Raw genomic sequence first — 19490 nt, 5'->3', positions numbered from 1 at the left:
GTGAGCCAGATGGCCGCGGAGGAGAGCGCTCGGCGCAATCACGCGATATCGCGCGATTCGCACAACTCTAACGATGTCAGGTTTCCGGCGTCGCTCGCCTTGGGCGGCGACCACGTCGCCGCTACTCTCGTCAGATGCGCGAGCTCACCACGCCGCCCGATACGATCCTCGACCCGAGCACGGGAGCGGCGCGCGTCGGGTCCTACCGGGGCGATCTCCCGCGCGTCGACCCGGCGCTCCTCGCGCCGCGCAGGCTCGATCGGCTGCTCAAGCACAAGCGATGGGTTTACGTGGCGATCGCGTCCGATGAGGTCTTCGTCGCCGTCGCGGTCGTGCACCTCGGCTACCTGTCGATCGCGTTCAGCGTCGTCTTCGACAAGGCAGGCCGGCGATTGCTCGTGGACCGCGCGACGTTCGGGCCGCCCTTCGCGGTGAGCGTGGGCGACGCGAGCGACGAAGGCCGCTCCGCGCGGGCGTGGCTCCCCCGCGCGCGCGTCCGGATCGAGCGGCCGCGCACGGACGCGACGACCGCGGTGACCGCCGCGCTCCGCGGCGTCGAGCTCGAGGCGCGGCTCGACAGCCGCGCGGCCCCGCCGGCGCTCTCGGCGATCGCGCAGGCCTCGGATGGCTTCCTGATCACCACCGAGAAGCGCCTGCTCCTCGGCGTCGAAGGCGAGGCGTCGGTGCTCGGTCGCCGCATCTCCCTCGACGGAGCGATCGCCAGCTACGACTACACGGGCGGCCTCCTGCGGCGCCGCACGACCTGGCGCTGGGCCCTCGCGCTGGGGCGCGCGGAGAGCGGCGAGCGCGTCGGCCTGAACCTGGGCGAAGGCTTCGTCGGCGACGCCGAGTGCGCGATCTGGATCGACGGCGAGCTCATCCCGCTCGCCGAAGGCCGGTTCACCTTCGACGCGGCGCGGCCGCTCGACCCGTGGCGCGTCCGGACCGCGGACGGCGCCGTGGATCTACGCTTCGTCCCCGGCGCGGCGCACTCGAACCACACGAACCTCGGCTTGCTCGCGTCGGAGTTCATGCAGCCGATCGGCCTCTACTCGGGCACGATCCGCCTCCCGGACGGGCGGCTCCTCGAGCTCCGTGACGTCCTCGGCGTCACGGAGGACCAGGACATCACCTGGTAGGGGCCGGCGGGTCGAGGTCGCGGCTCGCCTCGGTCAGCCGCCGCGGCGCTCGGCGATGAGCTTGTCGAGATCGTCCTCGGTGATGAGCTTCGTACCGTACTTGCGCGCCTTCACCGCCTTGCTCGACGTGGACGCCACGTCGGCGATGACGAGGTAGTTGAGCTCCTTCGTGACGCTGTTCAGCACCCGGCCGCCGTTCGACTCGACGAGGTGGGTGAGCTCGCCGCGGGGACGCGCGCCCGCGCCGGTGAAGCAGAACGTCAGTCCGGCGAGCGGGCCTTCGGCCTCGGGCGCGACCGGCACGATGCCGGCGGCGAGCAGCCGCGCGATCTCGTCGCTGCGGGCGCGCAGCCCTCGAACGATGCTCGCGGCCTTGATCGCGCCGAGGCCCGGGATGCCGGCGAGCTCGTCCTCGCCGGCGGCGAGCAGCTTCTCGATCGTCGTGTACCCCGCCGACACGAGCAGCCGCGCGGTCTGGATCGCGAACCCCTCGATGCCGAGCGCCGCGAGGAACACCGGCAGCGCGAGCGGGAGGCGGCTCTTCAGCTGCTCCAGGCACTTCGTCGCGCTCTTCTCGCCGCGCCGATCGAGGTCGGCGATGCTCTTGACCGTGAGCTTGTAGAGGTCGAGCGGCTCTCGCACGAGGCCCGCGGCCACCACCTGCTCGATCAGCTTGTCGCCCCACTCCAGCGCGCCGACGGCGTCGATCCAGTTGTGGATGCGCCCCTCGATGAGCGCGCGGCACGCGGCGTTCCGGCAGAGGAGGTACTCTCCCTCGACGACGAGCGGCGCGCTGCAGACCGGACAGACCGATGGAGGAACGGCGGCGGGGCCGCGCTTCTCGACGACCTCCTCGACGTACGGGATCACGTCGTTGCGGCGCGAGACCAGCACCTCGTCGCCCACCCCGATGCCGAGGCTCCGCACGTTGGCCGAGTTGTGCAGGGAAGCGCGCCGGACGTTGGCGCCGGCGAGCTCCACCGGCTCGACGATCGCCACCGGGGTGACCCGGCCGCTCGGCCCGGTGTCCCACTGGATCGCCACGACCGTCGTCACCTTGGCGGGCGACGCGAACTTGAAGGCGACCGCACCGCGCGGCCGGCGGTTGACGTCGCCGAGCAGGCCCTGGAGGTGGAGCGAGTCCACGTAGACGACGAGCCCGTCGATCTCGTAGTCGAGGCTCGCGCGGAGCTCGCTCGAGTAGCGCCGGTAGAGCTTCACGACGTCCTCGACGCTGCCGTGCGCGGTCTGCGGCGTCGCGAAGCCGAGCTCGCGCAGCCAGGCGAAGCGCGCCCGGCACGTCGGGATCTCGAGGTGATCGGCGACATCGTAGAAGAGCACGGTGCAGTGCTCCGCCCCCTGGCCGTCGAACCGCTTGGCCGCGCCCGCGGCCATGTTGCGCGGGCTGGTGACGCCGGGGAAGTGGCGCTTCATGTCCGAGAGGCGAAGGATGATCTCTCCGCGCACGGACAGCCGGCCCTTCTCCCGGATCCGCGAGGGGATCCCCTTCATTCGCGCGACGTTCGCGGTGATCCGCTCGCCCCACTCGCCGTCGCCGCGGGTGATGGCGTCGACGAGCTTGCCGCCCTTGTAGATGACCTCGATGGAGATGCCGTCGAGCTTCTCCGCCACGAAGAGGTCAGCCGCGACGCTCGAGATGGAGCCCGGTGCCGGCGGCGCGGCGCCCGTGCCGCCGTCGCCGTGCCCGTCCTTCACGAGGATCTCGTCGCACCGGGCGACCCAGCCCAGGAGCTCGTCCTCGGAGACGACCTTGTTGAGCGAGCCCATCGGGATCTCGTGCCGCGCCTTCTCCCACTCGGTGATCAGGGAGGCCGAGCCGACCCGGGCGAGCACCGGGTGCGCCGGATCGAGGGCGCGGAGCTCGTCCTCGAGGGCATCGAACGCCGCGTCCGAGATCTCGGGGTGCCCTGCGTAGTAGCTCGCCCTGTATTTCTCGATGCGCTCGGCGAGCTCCTCGATCCTCGCCTTGTGCTTCGGATCCGTCGCGAGCCCGCCCTGCAGCGCGTTGCGCGCTCCGGCGTCGTCGTGGTGTGCCTGCGTCATCGCTTGCCTCGGCTCACTCGAGCTCTGTGTCGCCGGCGCGCCGGGCGGCGGCGAAGAGATCCCCCATGTCCATCGCGAGCTCGGACGGGAGCTCGTCTTCCCGGAACAGCCTGACCTCGCGGATCTCGAGCGGGTTTTGCGGAGGGCGCGTCGGCGCGGCGATCCGGGCGGTGACGACGACCGTCACGGCGTGGAAGCGGATATCGCGATCAGGCCGCGAGTACACGCCGACGACCCGCCCGAGCTCGACCTCGGTGACGCCGGCCTCCTCGGCGAGCTCCCGCACGATGCTGTCGCGGAGCGTCTCTCCCCATTCCAGGGTGCCTCCCGGGAGCGCCCATGTTCCGGTGTCACTGCGGCGAACGAGCAGCCACCGGCCGTCGGCGGTCTGAGCGGCGGCGGCGATCCCGACGACAGGTCGCCGGAGCAGCGCGCGCGCGACCTCCTTGGCGAGGGCGAGCACGGAGCGCGGCAACAACGACAGGGGAGCGATTTCCATGAGAATTTTTGTGACGTGCGGGGAAAGCATAGGAGCGATCGGGCGCCGCCGGGAGAGGGTTCCGTGCGGCCTCGGCGGATCCTGCGGACGTCCATGAGCCGTGCGGCTCAGGCTCGGTCGCGGGAGAGAGGCAGGCTACGCTCGTCCCCATCATGGCGATCGAGCGGAGGGCGATGCGCGCTCCTGTCGGGTTGTACGGCTGGGCTGTCCTCTGCGGCGTGATGGCCTGGGGCGCGGCGCTTGCGCTCGCGTCGCTCCCGAGCTGCACCGACGAGCGGCTCGCGACGCCGCGCCCTCAGGCGGGCGTCTCCGCCAGCGCGGGCGCCTCGGGGGGAGCGCCGCCCGATGCGGGCGCCGACGAGGGGCCGGCGAACCTATGCGAGTGCCTCGCGGCCTATGGCGGCGAAGCCGGGCGCTGCGGCGATTGCTTCAACGAGCATGCGTCCCGCGGTGGGCGCTGCGAGGCGGAGCTCGCGGCGTGCGACGGGGAGCCTGAGTGCAGGCCGATCAGCCTGTGCCTCAAGGGGTGCGGCCACAACAAAGCCTGCCAGATGGCGTGTGTGTTCCCGGACGATGCGGGCGCCGCTCACCGGATGTTCCAGCGGGTGCTCGCCTGTGTGTGCGCCGCGTGCAGCGCCAGGTGCACCTACTCCGGCGCGCCGCTCGAGTGCTCCGCGCCCGCCGAGGTGGACGGCAGCGGTGGAGCCGCGGGCGCCGGCGGGGCAGGTGGCGCTGGCGCCGGTGGGGCTGCTGGCGCCGGCGGGGCAGGTGGCGCTGGCGCCGGCGGAGCTGCTGGGGCAGGTGGCGCTGGTGCGGGTGGGGCCGCGGGCGCCGGCGGGGCAGGTGGCGTAGGTGCCGGTGGCGCTGCGGGAGCGTCCGGAGATCAAGGAATCTGACGATCCCTGCGCTCCAGTTGGCGCGTGGTCCACGCCGGGTCCCCGTGCGGTAGGCTTGCCGAATGGAGAAACCGGTGATCTGGGCGGCCCTTCAGCTCTCCAGCCAGGAGAACGTGAGCGAGAACCTGGCGCGGGTCGAGGTGCTCGTCGTCGAGGCGGCGCGCCGTGGGGCGACGACGGTCGTGCTGCCCGAGAACTTCGCGTACATGGGCAACGAGGAGGGGAAGCGTAACATCGCGGAGGACCTCGACGCTGGCGGCGGCCCGATCGCGCGGCGTCTCGCTGACGCGGCGCGCTCCGCCCGGGTGACCGTCGTGGCCGGCGGCTTTCCCGAACGCGCGCACGATCCGGCGCGGCCGTACAACACCTGCGCGGTCTTCGGGGCCGACGGCCGGCTCACCGCGCGCTACCGGAAGATTCACCTCTTCGACGTCGAGATCGCCGACGGAACGAAGTACCGCGAGTCGGCGTCGACGACCGCCGGGGAGCGCCCCGTCGTCACCGAGATCGACGGCGTGAAGCTCGGGCTGTCGATCTGCTACGATGTCCGGTTCCCGGAGCTCTACCGCGCGCTCTCGTCCGGGGGCGCAGAGGCGATCGTCGTCCCTGCGGCGTTCACCCTGCTCACCGGCAAGGACCACTGGCTGGTCCTGCTCCGCGCCCGGGCCATCGAGGCCCAGGCGTACGTCGTGGCTGCGGCGCAGTGGGGCAAGCATCCAGGCGGGCGGGCGACGTTCGGGAAATCGTGCGTCATCGATCCGTGGGGTGAGGTGATCGCTCAGGCCTCGGAAGGGGAGGGGATCGCGATGGCGATGCTCGACCCCTCCTACCTCGATCGGGTCAGGGCGAACCTACCGTCGCTCACGCACCGGAGGCTCTGATCGTCGTGTCATGGGGGTAAGCACTTTGTCCTCGCACCGGAGGCGGCGGTGCCGGCGCTCCGCAGGGTCGATCTCTGCCGTCAGCTCACTCGGCAGAGGCGTCGCTCGGCTCCGTCTCTCCGGCCGAGGGCGGCGTGCTGCCGCGCTTGGACAGGAGGGCGCGGAGCTCTGCAGGCCTGCGGAAGCCGATGCGGCGGGCGACCTCTCCCTCGGTTAGCCCCTCATGCAGGAGCGTTCGCGCGCGCTCCGCACGCACCTCATCGTAATAGACGTGGGGCGATGACCCGAAGGCGGCACGGAAGAGCCGTGCGAAGTGAAACTCGGACAGATCGAGGTCCAGCGCGACCTCGTAAGAACGGATCCTCTGGCCTGCTTCCGCGGCGCTGCGGATGCGGTCGCGGCCGAGCAGGATCCGCTCCGAGGTACTGCGCGGCAGCGGGGCTGCCGCGCGCAGTGGTGGCGTGGATCGGGAGACGCCGGTCGCTGCAGCGCGCTCGCGCGGCGGCTGCGCGCCGTGGCTGGGCGCAGCGACGCCAGGCGTGGGGAGCGACGCCGGCCGTGCGGCAGGCGCGCCGCTCGGAACCGACAGGGAACATGCGGCCGGCATGCTGTGGGACGAGGAGGGTGCGAGCGGAGTCGAGATGGGAAGCGCAGTCGTCACGAGTACCTCTCCAGCGGTGAAAGGGCGGTGTCTCGCGGTCATCGCGGCCACCGGCGCGACGTATTGCAACCAGCAGGCCGCAAGCTGACGCAGCGCTCTCGGCTCCCGTAGGTCGGCATTCAGCAGCACAAAATATCGCGATTGCCCGGCAACCTGCTCGCGATGTCCGACGGGGTGTGGCCTGCCGTTCACGTGGCACAGGCGCCAGAGATCACCCGCGGTTGGCACATTGTGTCTTCGCGACGTGCACGCCATGTCGGTCGCCTGCATCGCGACATCCTCGCGGCGAGCTCATGGGGGTCAGGGAGGATGAATGCTGGAGCGCGGCGCCGCATCCAACGACGTCCGCGCGAGGCGCGAAGTCGCCGCGACCTCTCGAACGAGGGATCGATGTCAGACGTCGATCTCGGCGTTCGGCGCGCGCTCCATGATGAAGCGGAAGCGCGCCTGGGCGTCCTTGCCCATCAGCTCGTTCAGGATGCGATCGGTCTCGATCTCTCCCTCGATCACGATGCGCAGCGCGCGCCGGCGTCGGATGTCGAGCGTGGTCGCCTTGAGGTCCTCCGCGGGCATCTCGCCGAGCCCCTTGAACCGCGAGATATCCGCCTTGGCCGTCTTGGGGAGCTTCGCGAGGACCCGGTCGCGCTCCGCGTCGTCGAGCGCCCAGTGCGTCTCCTTGCCGACGTCGATCCTGTAGAGGGGCGGCTGCGCGAGGAACACGTGCCCGCCGCGGAGCAGGCCGGGCAGGTGCCGGTAGAAGAACGTCAGCAGCAGCGTCGCGATGTGCTGGCCGTCGCTGTCGGCGTCCATGAGCAGAAAAATCCTTCCGTAGCGCAACTTGGAGGCATCGAAGTCCTTTCCAAAGCCGCAGCCCAGCGCGCTCACGATGTCCTGGAGCTCCTTGTTGCCGAGCACCTTCGAGGTCGAGGCCTGCTCCGCGTTGAGCACCTTGCCGCGAAGCGGGAGGATCGCCTGGGTCCGGCGGTCCCGGCCCTGCTTGGCTGAGCCACCTGCGCTGTCGCCCTCGACGATGAAGAGCTCGCTCTCGCTCGGATCGGTCGAGGCGCAATCGGCGAGCTTCCCCGGGAGGTTGAGCCGGTGCGACACCGGCGTCTTGCGCAGGACCTGCTGGGTCGCCTCGCGCCGCGCCTCCCTGGCGCGCGCCGCCAGGATCGCGCGGGCCACGATCGACTCGCCGGCCGTGCCGTTGTGGAGCATCCACTGCTCGAGCGCCGGCCGGACCAGGCCCTCGACCGCCGGCCCAGCCTCCGCGTTGTTGAGTCGATCCTTTGTCTGCCCCTGGAACTGCGGCTCCTGGATGTAGATGGACAGGACACCCACGATCCCCTCGCGGATGTCGTCGGCCGTCAGCGTGACCCCCTTCGGCTGGACCTTCTTCGCGTCCATGAACGCGCGGACCGCCTTCACGATCGCTCCGCTGAAGCCGGACTCGTGCGCGCCGCCCGCGTGCGTCGGGATGCCGTTGACGTACGACTTCACGTACTCGTCGGTCGACTCGGTCCACTGGAGCGCGGCCTCCAGGCGGATCTCGCCCTCGCGCGCGACGTAGAAGATGGACGGGTGCGTCACCGGCTTGCCGCGCTGGGCGACCAGCTTCGGCAAGAAGTCCGCGATGCCGTTCGGGTGGAGGAGTTCGATCGACTCTCCGGACGAGAGATCGCGGAACGCGATCTCGAGCCCTCCGTGGAGGTACGCCTTGGCCTCCAGGCGCTCGCGGATGGTCTCGGAATCGAAGCGCCGGCCCTGCCCGAAGATCTCCGGATCGGGCCGGAAATGGATGCTCGTGCCGTGCTTGCGGGTGGGCGCGCCCTTCTTGAGCTTGCTGGTCGGCGCGCCGCGCGAGAACGTCTGCTGGTGCTCGAACCCGTCGCGCAGCACCCGGACCTCGACGAGCTCGGAGAGCGCGTTGACGACGCTCGATCCGACGCCGTGGAGCCCGCCTGAGACCTTGTAGTTGTCGCTCGCGAACTTCCCGCCTGCGTGCAGCGTGCAGAAGATGAGCTCGAGCGCGGGGCGCTTGTACCTGGGATGGACGTCCACCGGGATCCCGCGCCCGTCGTCGGTCACGGTGGCGCCCTGGAGATCGGCGTCGAGCGTCACCTCGATCCGCTTCGCGTGCCCGTTGATGGCCTCGTCGACGGCGTTGTCGACGATCTCCCAGAGCAGGTGGTGGTAGCCCCTGGCGTCGGTGCCGCCGATGTACATGGCGGGGCGCTTGCGGACGGGCTCAAGCCCCTCGAGCACCTCGATGTCAGCGGCCGTGTAACGTGCGCCGGAAGCGGCGCGGACCGGGGGATTCGTGGCGGCCATGTTCAGCTCACCTCCAGCGTCGGTACGACGACGGCCGGCGGCACCACGCGGGCGAAGCGATCGCGTCGTGCGACCGGCTCGCCCTGGGTGCCGCGCTGGCCGGCGATCTTGCTCGCGGCGATCTCGAGCGTCTTGCCCTTCTCCGTTTCGACCGTGATCGCGTCGCTCGGCCCGAGGGCGATCGCGGCGCCGATCAGGCGCTCACCTTCGGCGACCCGCATGACGACCGAGCCCTTGCCCGGGCCGGAGAGCAGCGCGAGCTCCTCCACGGCCACGCTGAGCGCCCAGGCGTCGCTCGAGGCGCAGAGCACCCGGTCGGCGCCGTCCACCGCGTGGACGAAGAGCACCTCGTCGCCCTCGTTCAGCTTGGCGAAGCGGCGCCCGGAGCGCGTCGATGGATCGCGGTGCGGCCGCAGCGAGAACCTGAAGCCGAGGCCTCCTCGGGTGATCGCCAGCGCGAAGGGCGGCTCCGGCTCGGCGGAGTCCGGGGTCTGCGCCGGGACATCGAGCGCCCTCGGATCGAAGGACATCAGCGCGATCAGCCGCTCGCCGTCTGCCAGCTTGAACAGCTTCTGCACGGGATCGCCGTAGCCGGTCGACTGCGGCACGTCGTGGATGCGGCACACGTAGCACGCGCCGAGGTTCGAGAAGAACGCGACCGTCGACCGCGTCGAGCCGGCGACGACCGCGAGGACGCTGTCTCCCTCGCGGATGCGCGTCGAGGCGAGATCCTTCACCTCGCGGACCCGCTTCACCCAGCCCTGCGCCGAGAGGATCACGTTCGCGTCCTCGGCCACGATGAAGTCCTCCGCCTGGTACTCGGGCTCGTCGATCGATCCGACCACCTTCGTGCGGCGCTTCTCGCCGTAGGATCCCTTGATCTCGACGAGCTCGTCGCGGACGATCCCCCAGCGCTTCGCGTCGCTCCGGAGCAGCCCTTCGATCCGCTTCGCCTCGGCGCGCTTCTCGCCGAGATCCTTCTGCACGAGCAGGATCTCGAGCCGCGCCAGCCGGTAGAGCTTGAGCTCGAGGATCGCGTCCGTCTGCTCCTCGTTGAGGGTGAAGCGCTTCATCAGCTTCTCGGCCGCGTCGGCCTTGCCCTCGCTCTTGCGGATGATCCGGATCACCTCGTCGAGCGCGTCGAAGATCTTCTCGAACCCCTCGAGGATATTGATCCGCCGCCTCAGCTCGCCGAGCTCGAACTCGAACCGCCGCGTCACCGTCGCGTAGCGGAAGTCGAGGAACTTCGTCAGGATCTCGTGCAGGCCGAGCCGTCGGGGCGCGGCGATCTCCGCGTTGTCGGTGGGCACGAGGCAGGTGAGGTTCACCTGCACGTTGATCGCGAGCGGCGTCTGTTTGTAGAGGTACGCCATCACGAGCTGCGCGTCGGCGCCGCGCTTGAGCTCCATCACGATGCGCACCTCGCCGGTCGACTCGTCGCGCACGTCCACGAGCGTCGGCAGCTTCTTGGAGAGGATCACCTCGGCGATCTTCTCGACGATCGCCTTCCGCTCGATGCCGTACGGGATCGAGGTGATCACGATCTGCGGAGCGGCGCCGCGCTTGCCGTCGCCCTCTTCCAGCTGCCACTCGCCGCGGAGCTTCAGCGAGCCCTGGCCCGCTGTGTAGATGGCCTCGAGCTCCTTCTTCGTCGCGTGCAGCTGACCTCCGGTCGGGAAATCCGGGCCCTTCACGTACGAGAGCAGCCGGTGGGTGGTGAGCTCGCGGTTCTCGATCAGCGCGACGCACGCGTCGATCACCTCGCCCAGGTTGTGCGGCGGGATGCTCGTCGCCATCCCGACCGCGATCCCCTGCGAGCCGTTCACGAGGAGGTTGGGGAAGCGCGACGGAAGGACGATCGGCTCGAAGCGGGTCCCGTCGTAGTTGGGACGAAAGTCCACGGTGCGCTGGCCGAGCTCGCTGAGAAGCTCCAGCGCGAGGGGCCGGAGCTTCGCCTCGGTGTAACGCATCGCGGCGGGCGCATCGCCGTCCACGGAGCCGAAGTTCCCGTGGCCGGCGATGAGCGGCGCCCGCATCACGAAGTCCTGCGCGAGCCGGACCATCGCGTCGTAAATCGCGACGTCGCCGTGCGGGTGGTACTTGCCCATCACGTCACCGACGACCGCGGCGCTCTTCCGGTACTTCGCGTCCGGCCCGAGGTGCAGGTCGTGCAGCATCGCGTAGAGGATGCGGCGCTGCACCGGCTTCAACCCGTCGCGGACGTCGGGCAGCGCGCGCGACGTGATGACGCTGAGCGCATAGTTCAGGTACCGGCGCTGCGCCTCGTCGGCGAGCGAGGTGTCGGGCGCCGGGGGCGGCGGCGGCTCGCTGTCACCGGGCCGGCCGCCACGGCGGCCCTTGCGGGACGCGTCACCGTCGGACGGAAGGGAGGGGGTTCGAGACACGCGATGCTCCAGGGAGTGCGCGGGCACCGGACGAACAGGTGCTCCGATGTTCAGGTGAACGCTGGCGAGCCTCGGCAATTACCCAGGGGCTCGCGCTCGGTCAAGGCTGCCTCGCGGGAATTTCTGGCAGCGAGTGCTCGCCTGGGCTCGTGCGGACCCTGGCATAGCGTCAGATGGCCGCGAGATCGACCCGAACACAGGGCAGCGCAGCGCAACCTGGCGGCGACGCCTTGATTTCGGCGTCCGCCCTTGAGACTCACGGCGCGCTGGGCTACGGGGTGGCGCCTTGTACGCGACAGGCACCCGTCCCATGCTTCGCCTTCTCGGCCGCTGGCTGCGGCTCGTCTGGCTCGGCCTCTTCCTGGTGTTCGTTGCAGTAGCGGCGATACGGCCCCGGCTCGCGGCAGCCCAGGTGCCCGGAGGTGCTCCGGGCGCGCAACCGCCCCGGGACGGCGCCACGCCTGCCGCCCCGGCCAGCGCTGCGCAGCCACCCGCGCCGGCCGACGCGACCGTAGGAGCCCAGCCTGGCGCCGGTACACCTGCGCGGGTCGCCGCCGACGCCGTCGAGCCGACGATCCATCTGGCGCCCACGGAGGCCGAGCTCGCTCGGGGGCAGCCGGTCGCTCAGGTCGCCATCGCCGGCAACCGGCGGGTCTCGACCGAGGACGTGCTCGTCTACCTCGGGCAGACGCGGGTCGGCAGGCCGTTCACCCCCGAGGGGCTGGCCCGCGACGTGCGCGAGCTCTGGGACTCCGGCCTGTTCGACGACGTCGAGGTCGACCTCACGCGCCGCGACGACGGCGTGAGCCTGAGGGTGCTGGTCCGCGAGCGCCCGAGCATCAAGGCCATCGAGTTCTCCGGCAACAAGGAGATCGATAGCGAGGACCTCACCGAAGCGCTCTCGGTCGAGATCAAGACCGGCACGATCCTGAGCTACGCGGCGATCCGGCGTGGCGTGCAGAAGCTCCGCGACAAGTACGCCGAGGAGGGCTTCTTCCTCGCCGAGGTCAGCTACGAGGTCAAGCCGGAGCGGGAGAACCAGGTCACCGTCAAGTTCACGATCAAGGAGCACTCGCCGGTCACCGTCCGGCGCATCACGTTCATCGGCAACCAGAACATCTCGGACGAGGAGCTCCGGGAGGTCATGATCACGGGGCAGGGGGGCTTCTTCGCCTTCGGCACCGGCGGTCCGTTCCGCCAGGACGCGTTCGAGCGCGACGTCCTCGTGATCAACGCGCTCTACTACGATCGTGGCTTCCTCGCGGCGCAGGTCGCGACGCCCAGGGTGATGCTCACGCCCGACCGCACGGGCATCGAGGTCACGATCACGATCAACGAGGGGCCTCGCTTCCGCATCCGCTCGCTCCGCGTCTACGAGCGCGACGCCGACGGCCGCGAGATCGAGCCGCTCGGCGGGCGCCGCGCGCTGCGCGAGATGGTGCGGGCCAAGCCGGGCGACTGGTTCAACCGCGCCGAGCTGGCGAAGGATCTCGGCGCGATCCAGACGCTCTACCGGGACGCCGGCTACGCCAACGTCGAGGCGTCGCCTGACACCCAGCTCGACCCGGACAGGCGCGAGGTCGACATCACCGTCGGCATCCGCAGAAACCAGCTCGTCTACTTCGGGCGCATCGAGATCCGCGGCAACACGAAGACGCGGGACAAGGTGATCCGCCGCGAGATGGAGGTGGAAGAGCGGCGGCTGTTCAGCGAGACGAAGCTGGAGCGATCGAAGCAGCGGATCACGGCGCTCGGCTACTTCGAGCGGGTCGACATCTCCACCGAGCAGGGCGACGACCCCCAGCACATCAACGTCAACGTCGACATCGGCGAGAAGCCGACGGGCACCTTCCAGATCGGCGCGGGCTTCTCGAGCGTCGAGAACTTCATCGCGACGGCGCAGGTCCAGCAGGCGAACCTGCTCGGGAGCGGTCAGTCGCTGTCGCTCCAGGCGCAGATCTCCGGATCGCGGCGCCTCATCGACGTCCGCTTCTTCGAGCCGTACCTGTTCGACAGCCCGTTCTCCGCGGCGGTGAGCGTCTACAACCAGCTGCGGACCTACACGGAGTTCTCGCAGACCTCCACCGGCGGCTCGCTCACGCTCGGCTACCCGCTCATCGAGCCGGAGCTGCGCGCACAGCTGACCTACACGCTGGAGAACGACGAGATCTCGTCGGCCACGAACACCGGCCTCGGCACGGCAGAGGAGCGAGCCTCGTTCCAGCGGCTCCCGCTCTACAACCTCTTCAACGCCGGGCTCACGTCGAGCATCCGCCCCGCGCTCACCTTCGACACGCGCAACAACCAGCTCTTCCCGACCTCGGGCATTTATCTGCAGGGCTCGGTGGAGCTCGCCCACAGCGTGTTCGGCAGCGAGAACGAGTTCCTGCGGTACCGCGCCACAGGGAGGTTCTACTACCCGATCACGGACAGCCTGGTCCTCAAGCTGAACACCGAGGCCGGCATGGTGACGAGCCCCAACCCGCAGGGCGTGCCGATCTTCGCCCGCTTCTTCCTGGGCGGCATCCTCGACGTGCGCGGCTTCGAGATCCGGGACATCGGCCCGCGCCTCCCGCTCCGCGAGTCGCTCGATCCGAACTCGCTGCCTATCGCGAACGGCGCGAACATCGGCGGCAACCTGATGTACTACCAGAACCTCGAGCTGGAGTTCCCGATCCTCGAGGCCGTGCAGATCAAGGGCGTCGTCTTCACGGATCTGGGCAACGCCTGGAATCTCGAGAAGCTGTACTGCAACGCCGCCCCCGCATCGCCGCACGACGTCACGAACCCGTGCTTCTCGGCCGAGCGCCTCCTCGACGTCCGCACCTCGTGGGGATTCGGGCTCCGGTGGTTCTCCCCGCTCGGACCGCTGCGCTTCGAGTGGGGCTTCCCGTTCAAGCGGCTGCCCTACGAAGAGACGTACAAGTTCGAGTTCAACATCGGCAACTTCTTCTGAGCCCCTGGCCAGCGGGCGCAGCAGGGACGTGCGCGTTCCCCGGGGGGGCTGACGGGGGGCTGGTGCGCGGCCGGGCGGACCCTGCCCCAGAGCGTCCTGGATGGCGCGCAGCGGACGTTGCGGCCGCTGGAGGGCGGGTCGGCGCCGGGCGGATCGCCGTGAAGTCCGGGGGCAGCGGTTGCTCGTCGGGGGCGCCGCTGTTAGGTGGAGATCCATGCGCCCGGAGCACAGCTCGATGGGGTTCCCCAAGCCAGGCAAGGCCCTGCTGGGGATGATGATCGCGATCGGCTGTATCTGGGTGATGTTCACCCTGGGCCTGAACTGGGGGGGCGCCGGCGAAGGCGTGCTCGAGCCGTTCCTCGGCATCAGCGAGAAGGTGCTCCACGGTCAGGTGTGGCGGCTGCTCACCGCGCCGCTCGTCCACAACCCGAGCGACCCATGGCACTTCGTCACGACGCTGCTCGGCCTGTATTTCCTCGGTGCCTCGCTCGAAGAGCGCTGGGGAGCCAGACGCACGCTGGCGTTCCTGTTCGGCTCCGCCGCCTTCGCGTTCGCGCTCCAGGTGGTGGTGGGCGCGCTCCTCCCGAAGGTGGCACGGCCGGTCTTCTACGGCGGGCTCGGGATGATCGAGGCGGTCGCCGTCGCGTGGGCGCTCGCGCACCGACATGCCACGGTCCGCCTCTTCTTCGTCCTCCCCGTGACGGGCACCATGCTGCTCGTCTTCATCTTCGGGATCTCGGTGCTCAACGTCATCGCCATGCGCGCGCCCCCCGAGGGGCTGATCACGCCGTTCGGGGGCATGCTCGCGGGGTATCTCTTCGGCGACTTCTCCCCGCTGCGTCGCTTCTATCTGCGGATCCGCTTCCGTCAGCTGCAGGCGCAGTCCGCCGCGCTCCGCCGCGTCCCTGCGGCGCGCGGCCGCTCCGGGGGCGTCCCGCTGAGGGTCATCCCTGGCGGCCAGAAGGACCCCCCGAAGGACAAGCGCTATCTCAATTGAAGGGGTCGCGCGGCGCCCCGCCCCGGCCGCGCTCCCAGGTGTTCAGGGCGTGGCGCACCGGCGGAGCTCTTCGAGCGTCTTCGCGCGGGTCAGGCAGCCGAGCTCGCCGGGGTCCACCTTGCTCCCGGCGAGCTCCCGCTTGCAGTCGGATGTCCACTCCGACGAGAGCCTCTCGCCCTCGCTGTCGATCACCACGGAGGCTTTCCCCGGGCCCCCTGGAGCGGTGGACCCCACCCGCTTTGCCTCCGCTGCCCACGCGGTGCGCATGCCCTCGCCGATCGTGCGGCAGTCTTCTTCGGACATCGTCTTGGTGCAGCCGCCGAGGACCGCGCTCGCGAGCACGAGGAGGGCCACTGCGGCGCGCTGCTCGCCAAGCGAACGGCTGCCCACGCGAGCGCGTGCTTGGCCAGCGAGAGGCCAGGAGCGCGGCCTGCGCGGGAGAGCTGTCTTCGGTTGGCGAGCAGGCCAGCCCACGGCCTAGCTGTCGATGAAGCTCTTGAGCTGCTTCGAGCGGCTGGGGTGCCGGAGCTTGCGGAGCGCCTTCGCCTCGATCTGCCGGATGCGCTCGCGCGTGACCTCGAAGTCCTGACCGACCTCTTCGAGCGTATGGTCGCTCTTCTCGCCGATGCCGAAGCGCATCCGGAGCACCTTCTCCTCGCGCGGCGTCAGCGTCTTCAGGACCTTACGGGTCTGCTCCGCGAGGTTCATGTTGATCACGGCCTCCGCGGGCGAGATCACGCTCTTGTCCTCGATGAAGTCGCCAAGGTGCGAGTCCTCTTCCTCGCCGATGGGGGTCTCGAGCGAGATCGGCTCCTTCGCGATCTTCAGGACCTTGCGCACCTTGTCGAGCGGGAGCTCCATCTTCTCGGCGATCTCCTCGGGGGTCGGCTCGCGGCCGTACTCCTGCACGAGGTAGCGCGAGGTGCGGATCAGCTTGTTGATCGTCTCGATCATGTGGACCGGGATGCGGATCGTCCGCGCCTGGTCCGCGATCGCGCGGGTGATCGCCTGCCGGATCCACCACGTCGCGTATGTCGAGAACTTGTAGCCGCGCTTGTACTCGAACTTGTCGACGGCCTTCATGAGGCCGATGTTCCCTTCCTGGATGAGGTCCAGGAACTGGAGGCCGCGGTTCGTGTACTTCTTCGCGATGGAGACCACGAGGCGGAGGTTCGCCTCGACCAGCTCCGCCTTGGCGCGCTCCGCCATCCGCTCCCCCTCGCGGATGTTCTCGTAGGTATCGCGGATCGCAGCGACGTCGATGTTGAGCTCTTCCTCGACCTTCTTCAGGCCCTTCTGGGCGTTCTTGATGGTCGATTCGAAGTCGTTGAGCTCCTCGCGGTTGACGTTGAGCTTCTTGGCGAGCCGCCCCTCGAGGGCGCGGTTGCCCTTCACCTTGATGAGCTCGCGCTTGAGCTCGCCCTTCGAGAGCCCTGTGCGCCGCTCCAGCTCCGTCGCGCCCGCCTCGGCCTTCTCGACCTTCGAGATGAGGCTCTTCAGCTTCTGGACGATCTTGTCGATCGTCCGCTTGTTGAGGCGCATCTCCTCGAGCGTCGTCACGAGCTCGGCTGTCGCCTGCGTCACCTCGACGTCGATCTGCTTGCGGCGGACCTCCGTCTTCACCTCTTTGCGCTCCTCCAGGAGCTCCGCCTTCTTCTTGTCGACGCGCTTCACCTTGTCGATGAGGCGGATGATGCGCCGGTCGGCCTCCTCCTCGTCGAACTCCTGATCGTCGTTCTCGGCGTCCTTGATGAGCTCCTTCACCCGGATCTTGTGCTTCCGGAGCTTCTCTCCGAGATCGATGATCTCGCGGACGGCGATGGGGGAGTCGAGGATGGCGGCGTTGACCTTCTGCTCGCCGATCTCGATCCGCTTCGCGATCTCGACCTCGCCCTCACGGGTGAGCAGCGAGACGCTGCCCATCTTCCGGAGGTACATCCGGACGGGGTCGTTCGACTTCGAGTAGTAGTCGACGTCCTCTTCCTCGCGGTCGGGCGTGACGACGAGCTTCTTCTCGCCCGCCTCCTCGTCCGCGATGCGCTTCGGCGCGATCTTCACCTGGGTCGCGCCGTCGACGATCTCGATGTCCTCGTCGCCGAGGGCGCCCACAACGTCGTCGAGCTGATCGGGCGCGACGTCCGCGGGGAGCGCGTCGTTCACCTCGTCATAGGTGAGAAAGCCTTTGCTCTTGCCGGTTTCGACGAGCTTTTCGAGCGTCTTCCGGTCCTTCTCTGACCGCTCGGCCCGGATGCCCGCGTCTCCTTTGTTGCTTGGGCGTGCCCCCCCCTCGGCGTGCCCGCGTGTCGATGCGTGCCGCGCGCCGTTCAGCGCGCCGCCCCCCGCAGCCCTCGCGACCCCGCCTGCCCGACCGGAAGATTGCTTGGCCTTGCTCGCCATTACCTCATGCTCCACTTACGGCGATCAGCTCGCCGCGACCGACAAGACACCCAATGACTCCGATAAACTCTAGGGATCACGCACGTCGGGTCGCCACGGCGAGGCGACCCGGAACGCATCAAGGAAGACCGAGACCCCCCGCTCTCCGCTGGAATAGCTCACGCAGCAAAGCGTTTTCAGCATCAGCGTCGACCGCGCTCTTCTGGAGCTGGCTCACGACGGCTGCTTTCTGTCGCGCCAGGGCTTGTCTGCTCAACTTTTGTGAATTCTCCAAGAGCGTCGCCTTGGCCGTTGAGGCCGCTTCGAAGACAGGCGAGACCAGCCGTCCAGCCGCGAATGAATGGATCGGAGCCGGGACTTGCGCAAGAAATTCGCTGGCGACAAGACCCATTTCAAAAGTGAAATTTTGACGCGCCGCAACAATCGCCAGGGCGACGTCGCCTTCGAGGCACTCCAGCGCCGTCTGGAGATCGTCGTCGGCCAGCAGCTCGGGAAAATCGAGGATCGCGCCCAGGATCTCCAGGCTTACCTCCTGGATTTGCGTGCGTGAGCGAGCGCGCTCCCACGTCTCGGTCGTCTGTCCGGAGGGGATCACCTCGCGGGTAGGCTGGCTCCGCGGGCGGGAGAGGGACTCCTCGACGACGCGCTCCAGCTGCCGGAGGTCGTCCGGTGAGCGGCCGCCGATCACGAGCTTCGAGGAGAGGCGATCGGCGTAGAGCTTCGCCATCATCCTGAGGTTCGGGTCGTCTTCGTCGGCGAGCAGCGTCGTCACGGCGCGCACGCGGGCGAGCTGCTCGGGCAGCGACGAGCCTCCGAAGCTGTCGCCGTCGAGCGCCTCGTCGATCAGGTGCTCGAGCAGGCCGCGCGCCGCCTTGACGATGCGCGCGATCGCCTCTGGGCCGTGCTTGCGCGCGAGGTCGTCCGGATCGACGCCGGAAGGCAGCACGGCGACGCGCGCGCTGAGCCCCGCCTCACGGCACGGGGCGCGCGCCGCGCGCGTGGCCTTCTTGCCGGCCGCGTCGCCGTCGAACAGCAGGATGACCGCGGGCGCGAAGCGCTTGATGAGCTTCGCCTGTCCGGGCGTGAAGGCGGTACCGAGCGGAGCGATCGCCTGGCCGATGCCGCGCGCGTGGAGCGCGACGACGTCGAAGTTGCCTTCCACGAGGATCGCCTCGCCGCGCTGACGGATCGCCTGGCGCGCCTGGTGCAGCCCGAAGAGGTGCTCGCCCTTCGTGTAGATCGGCGACTCGGGGCTGTTGATGTACTTCGCCGGCGCGCCGTCGGCCTGCGGCGCAGGGCCAGTGAGGCCGAGCGACGAGAGCTCGGAAGGGCTGGGATCGGGCAACGCGCGTCCGCTGAACGCGATCACCCGGCCCATCACGTCGGTCACGGCGAACATGAGCCGGTGCCGGAAGCGGTCGTAGTGTCCGCTCCCCGACGAGCGCGGTACGAGGAGCCCGACGCGCTCCGCGAGGACCGGGGAGACGCCTTGCTGTCGCAGGTACGTGGAGAGCCCGTCCCAGCCGAACGGGGCGTAGCCGATCCGGAACGCCTGGAGGGCGTCGGCGATCGGATCGGCGGCTCCATCGCCGTCGCGGAGGGGCAGGCCGCGCCGCTCGAGCTCCTCGTGAGCGTGGCGCGCGAGCGGGTGAGGAGCGCTGCCCGGCCCCCCGCGGAGGCTGTGCTCGAAGAACGTCGCGGCGAGGTGGTTGACGGCATAGAGGTCGTCCTTCGACCTGCGCGCCGCCTGCGCCTCGCGCCGCTCGACCTCGGTCAGCGACTCCGCCACCTCGATGCCGGCGCGTTCGGCGAGCGCGCGGACCGCCTCGGCGAACGTCCGGCCTTCGAGCTTCATCACGAAGTCGATGGCGCTGCCGGTCTCCTTGCAGCCGAAGCAGTGGTAGAACCCGCGGTTCGGGCTCACGTGGAAGCTGGGCGTCTTCTCCTTGTGAAAGGGGCAGAGCCCGGTGAAGGAGTGCCCTCGGCGGGTGAGGCGCACGCTTTCGCCGATGAGCGCTACGAGATCCGTGCGCTCTTTCACGAGCGCGATCGTCTCCGGAGAGATCATGGGCGGCCTTGGGGGCTCCGTGCGTGCGGGGCCCGCAGATCATCACGGGTGGACTCAGACGGCGTGGCGGCGTCCGCGCCAGCGTCTCGGCGGTACGGGCGGCTCGCGAAGCGGGAGACTTCCCAGTCCCTCGCGGCCTGTGTGGAGACAAGTGTCCTGTGCGGCGGCCGCACGTGCAAGGCGGTAGCCGCCAGAG

Annotated in this window: 13 protein-coding genes; 5 read left to right on the top strand and 8 right to left on the bottom strand. The window is 69.5% G+C overall.

Going from position 1 to position 19490, the window contains the following annotated elements; genetic code table 11:
* Positions 1-134 precede the first annotated feature (134 nt).
* A complete protein-coding gene (locus WMF12_RS23595; protein ID WP_437873726.1) occupies positions 135-1139 on the top strand; it encodes a DUF2804 domain-containing protein in 1005 nt (334 codons plus the stop codon).
* 33 nt (positions 1140-1172) lie between these two features.
* On the opposite strand, the gene ligA is transcribed toward WMF12_RS23595, so the two are convergent.
* Complete coding sequence (ligA, locus tag WMF12_RS23590) at positions 1173-3203, bottom strand: NAD-dependent DNA ligase LigA (protein WP_437747872.1); 2031 nt, start codon at positions 3201-3203, stop codon at positions 1173-1175.
* A gap of 13 nt (positions 3204-3216) precedes the next feature.
* A complete protein-coding gene (locus WMF12_RS23585) occupies positions 3217-3702 on the bottom strand; it encodes an NUDIX hydrolase (protein WP_437747871.1) in 486 nt (161 codons plus the stop codon).
* Positions 3703-3854: 152 nt separating this feature from the next.
* Between WMF12_RS23585 and WMF12_RS23580 the strand changes: the two genes are divergently transcribed.
* Both WMF12_RS23580 and WMF12_RS23575 read left to right on the top strand, forming a co-directional pair.
* The gene (locus tag WMF12_RS23580) at positions 3855-4598 is read left to right on the top strand and encodes a hypothetical protein (protein ID WP_437873725.1); all 744 of its coding nucleotides are present in this window, start codon (positions 3855-3857) and stop codon (positions 4596-4598) included.
* A gap of 62 nt (positions 4599-4660) precedes the next feature.
* Complete coding sequence (locus WMF12_RS23575; RefSeq protein WP_437873724.1) at positions 4661-5479, top strand: carbon-nitrogen hydrolase family protein; 819 nt, start codon at positions 4661-4663, stop codon at positions 5477-5479.
* An 85-nt stretch (positions 5480-5564) separates the two neighbouring features.
* Here the strand turns inward: WMF12_RS23575 and WMF12_RS23570 are convergent, their stop codons facing one another.
* From WMF12_RS23570 to WMF12_RS23560, 3 genes are all read right to left on the bottom strand, one after another.
* Positions 5565-6410 carry a helix-turn-helix domain-containing protein gene (locus WMF12_RS23570; RefSeq protein ID WP_437873723.1) on the bottom strand — a complete coding sequence of 282 codons (846 nt, stop codon included), beginning with the start codon at positions 6408-6410 and terminating at the stop codon, positions 5565-5567.
* Positions 6411-6533: 123 nt separating this feature from the next.
* Positions 6534-8471, bottom strand: coding sequence for a DNA gyrase/topoisomerase IV subunit B (locus WMF12_RS23565; RefSeq protein WP_437873722.1), 1938 nt, complete (start codon positions 8469-8471; stop codon positions 6534-6536).
* A 2-nt stretch (positions 8472-8473) separates the two neighbouring features.
* Positions 8474-10876 (bottom strand): DNA gyrase/topoisomerase IV subunit A, encoded by a 2403-nt coding sequence (locus WMF12_RS23560; RefSeq protein WP_437873721.1) that lies wholly within the window; start codon positions 10874-10876, stop codon positions 8474-8476.
* A gap of 310 nt (positions 10877-11186) precedes the next feature.
* Between WMF12_RS23560 and bamA the strand changes: the two genes are divergently transcribed.
* Both bamA and WMF12_RS23550 read left to right on the top strand, forming a co-directional pair.
* Entirely contained in the window at positions 11187-13832 is a 2646-nt protein-coding gene (bamA, locus tag WMF12_RS23555; protein ID WP_437747865.1) for an outer membrane protein assembly factor BamA, read from the top strand.
* Positions 13833-14046: 214 nt separating this feature from the next.
* Complete coding sequence (locus WMF12_RS23550) at positions 14047-14829, top strand: rhomboid family intramembrane serine protease (RefSeq protein WP_437747864.1); 783 nt, start codon at positions 14047-14049, stop codon at positions 14827-14829.
* Between the two features lie 42 nt (positions 14830-14871).
* Here the strand turns inward: WMF12_RS23550 and WMF12_RS23545 are convergent, their stop codons facing one another.
* The 3 genes from WMF12_RS23545 to dnaG form a co-directional block, all read right to left on the bottom strand.
* The gene (locus WMF12_RS23545) at positions 14872-15219 is read right to left on the bottom strand and encodes a hypothetical protein (RefSeq protein WP_437873720.1); all 348 of its coding nucleotides are present in this window, start codon (positions 15217-15219) and stop codon (positions 14872-14874) included.
* Between the two features lie 87 nt (positions 15220-15306).
* Positions 15307-17226, bottom strand: a complete 1920-nt coding sequence (gene rpoD / locus WMF12_RS23540) for an RNA polymerase sigma factor RpoD (protein WP_437301468.1) — start codon at positions 17224-17226, stop codon at positions 15307-15309.
* A 118-nt stretch (positions 17227-17344) separates the two neighbouring features.
* Positions 17345-19294, bottom strand: a complete 1950-nt coding sequence (gene dnaG, locus WMF12_RS23535; RefSeq protein WP_437873719.1) for a DNA primase — start codon at positions 19292-19294, stop codon at positions 17345-17347.
* Positions 19295-19490 lie beyond the last annotated feature (196 nt).

Source organism: Sorangium sp. So ce363 (assembly GCF_051520435.1).
In the GTDB taxonomy this organism is placed as follows: Bacteria; Myxococcota_A; Polyangia; order Polyangiales; family Polyangiaceae; genus Sorangium; species Sorangium cellulosum_B.
The sequence above is the reverse complement of the archived record's forward strand: the minus strand, read 5'-3'. Positions and strand labels throughout refer to the sequence as shown.

Excerpts from the sequence above, each read along its gene's own strand:
- WMF12_RS23585 (WP_437747871.1), bottom strand. The coding sequence starts at position 3,702 with ATGGAAATCGCTCCCCTGTCGTTGTTGCCGCGCTCCGTGCTCGCCCTC.
- WMF12_RS23565 (WP_437873722.1), bottom strand. The coding sequence starts at position 8,471 with ATGGCCGCCACGAATCCCCCGGTCCGCGCCGCTTCCGGCGCACGTTAC.
- bamA (WP_437747865.1), top strand. The coding sequence starts at position 11,187 with ATGCTTCGCCTTCTCGGCCGCTGGCTGCGGCTCGTCTGGCTCGGCCTC.
- WMF12_RS23575 (WP_437873724.1), top strand. The coding sequence starts at position 4,661 with ATGGAGAAACCGGTGATCTGGGCGGCCCTTCAGCTCTCCAGCCAGGAG.
- ligA (WP_437747872.1), bottom strand. The coding sequence starts at position 3,203 with ATGACGCAGGCACACCACGACGACGCCGGAGCGCGCAACGCGCTGCAG.
- WMF12_RS23580 (WP_437873725.1), top strand. The coding sequence starts at position 3,855 with ATGGCGATCGAGCGGAGGGCGATGCGCGCTCCTGTCGGGTTGTACGGC.
- WMF12_RS23570 (WP_437873723.1), bottom strand. The coding sequence starts at position 6,410 with ATGCAGGCGACCGACATGGCGTGCACGTCGCGAAGACACAATGTGCCA.
- rpoD (WP_437301468.1), bottom strand. The coding sequence starts at position 17,226 with ATGGCGAGCAAGGCCAAGCAATCTTCCGGTCGGGCAGGCGGGGTCGCG.
- WMF12_RS23595 (WP_437873726.1), top strand. The coding sequence starts at position 135 with ATGCGCGAGCTCACCACGCCGCCCGATACGATCCTCGACCCGAGCACG.
- WMF12_RS23550 (WP_437747864.1), top strand. The coding sequence starts at position 14,047 with ATGCGCCCGGAGCACAGCTCGATGGGGTTCCCCAAGCCAGGCAAGGCC.
- dnaG (WP_437873719.1), bottom strand. The coding sequence starts at position 19,294 with ATGATCTCTCCGGAGACGATCGCGCTCGTGAAAGAGCGCACGGATCTC.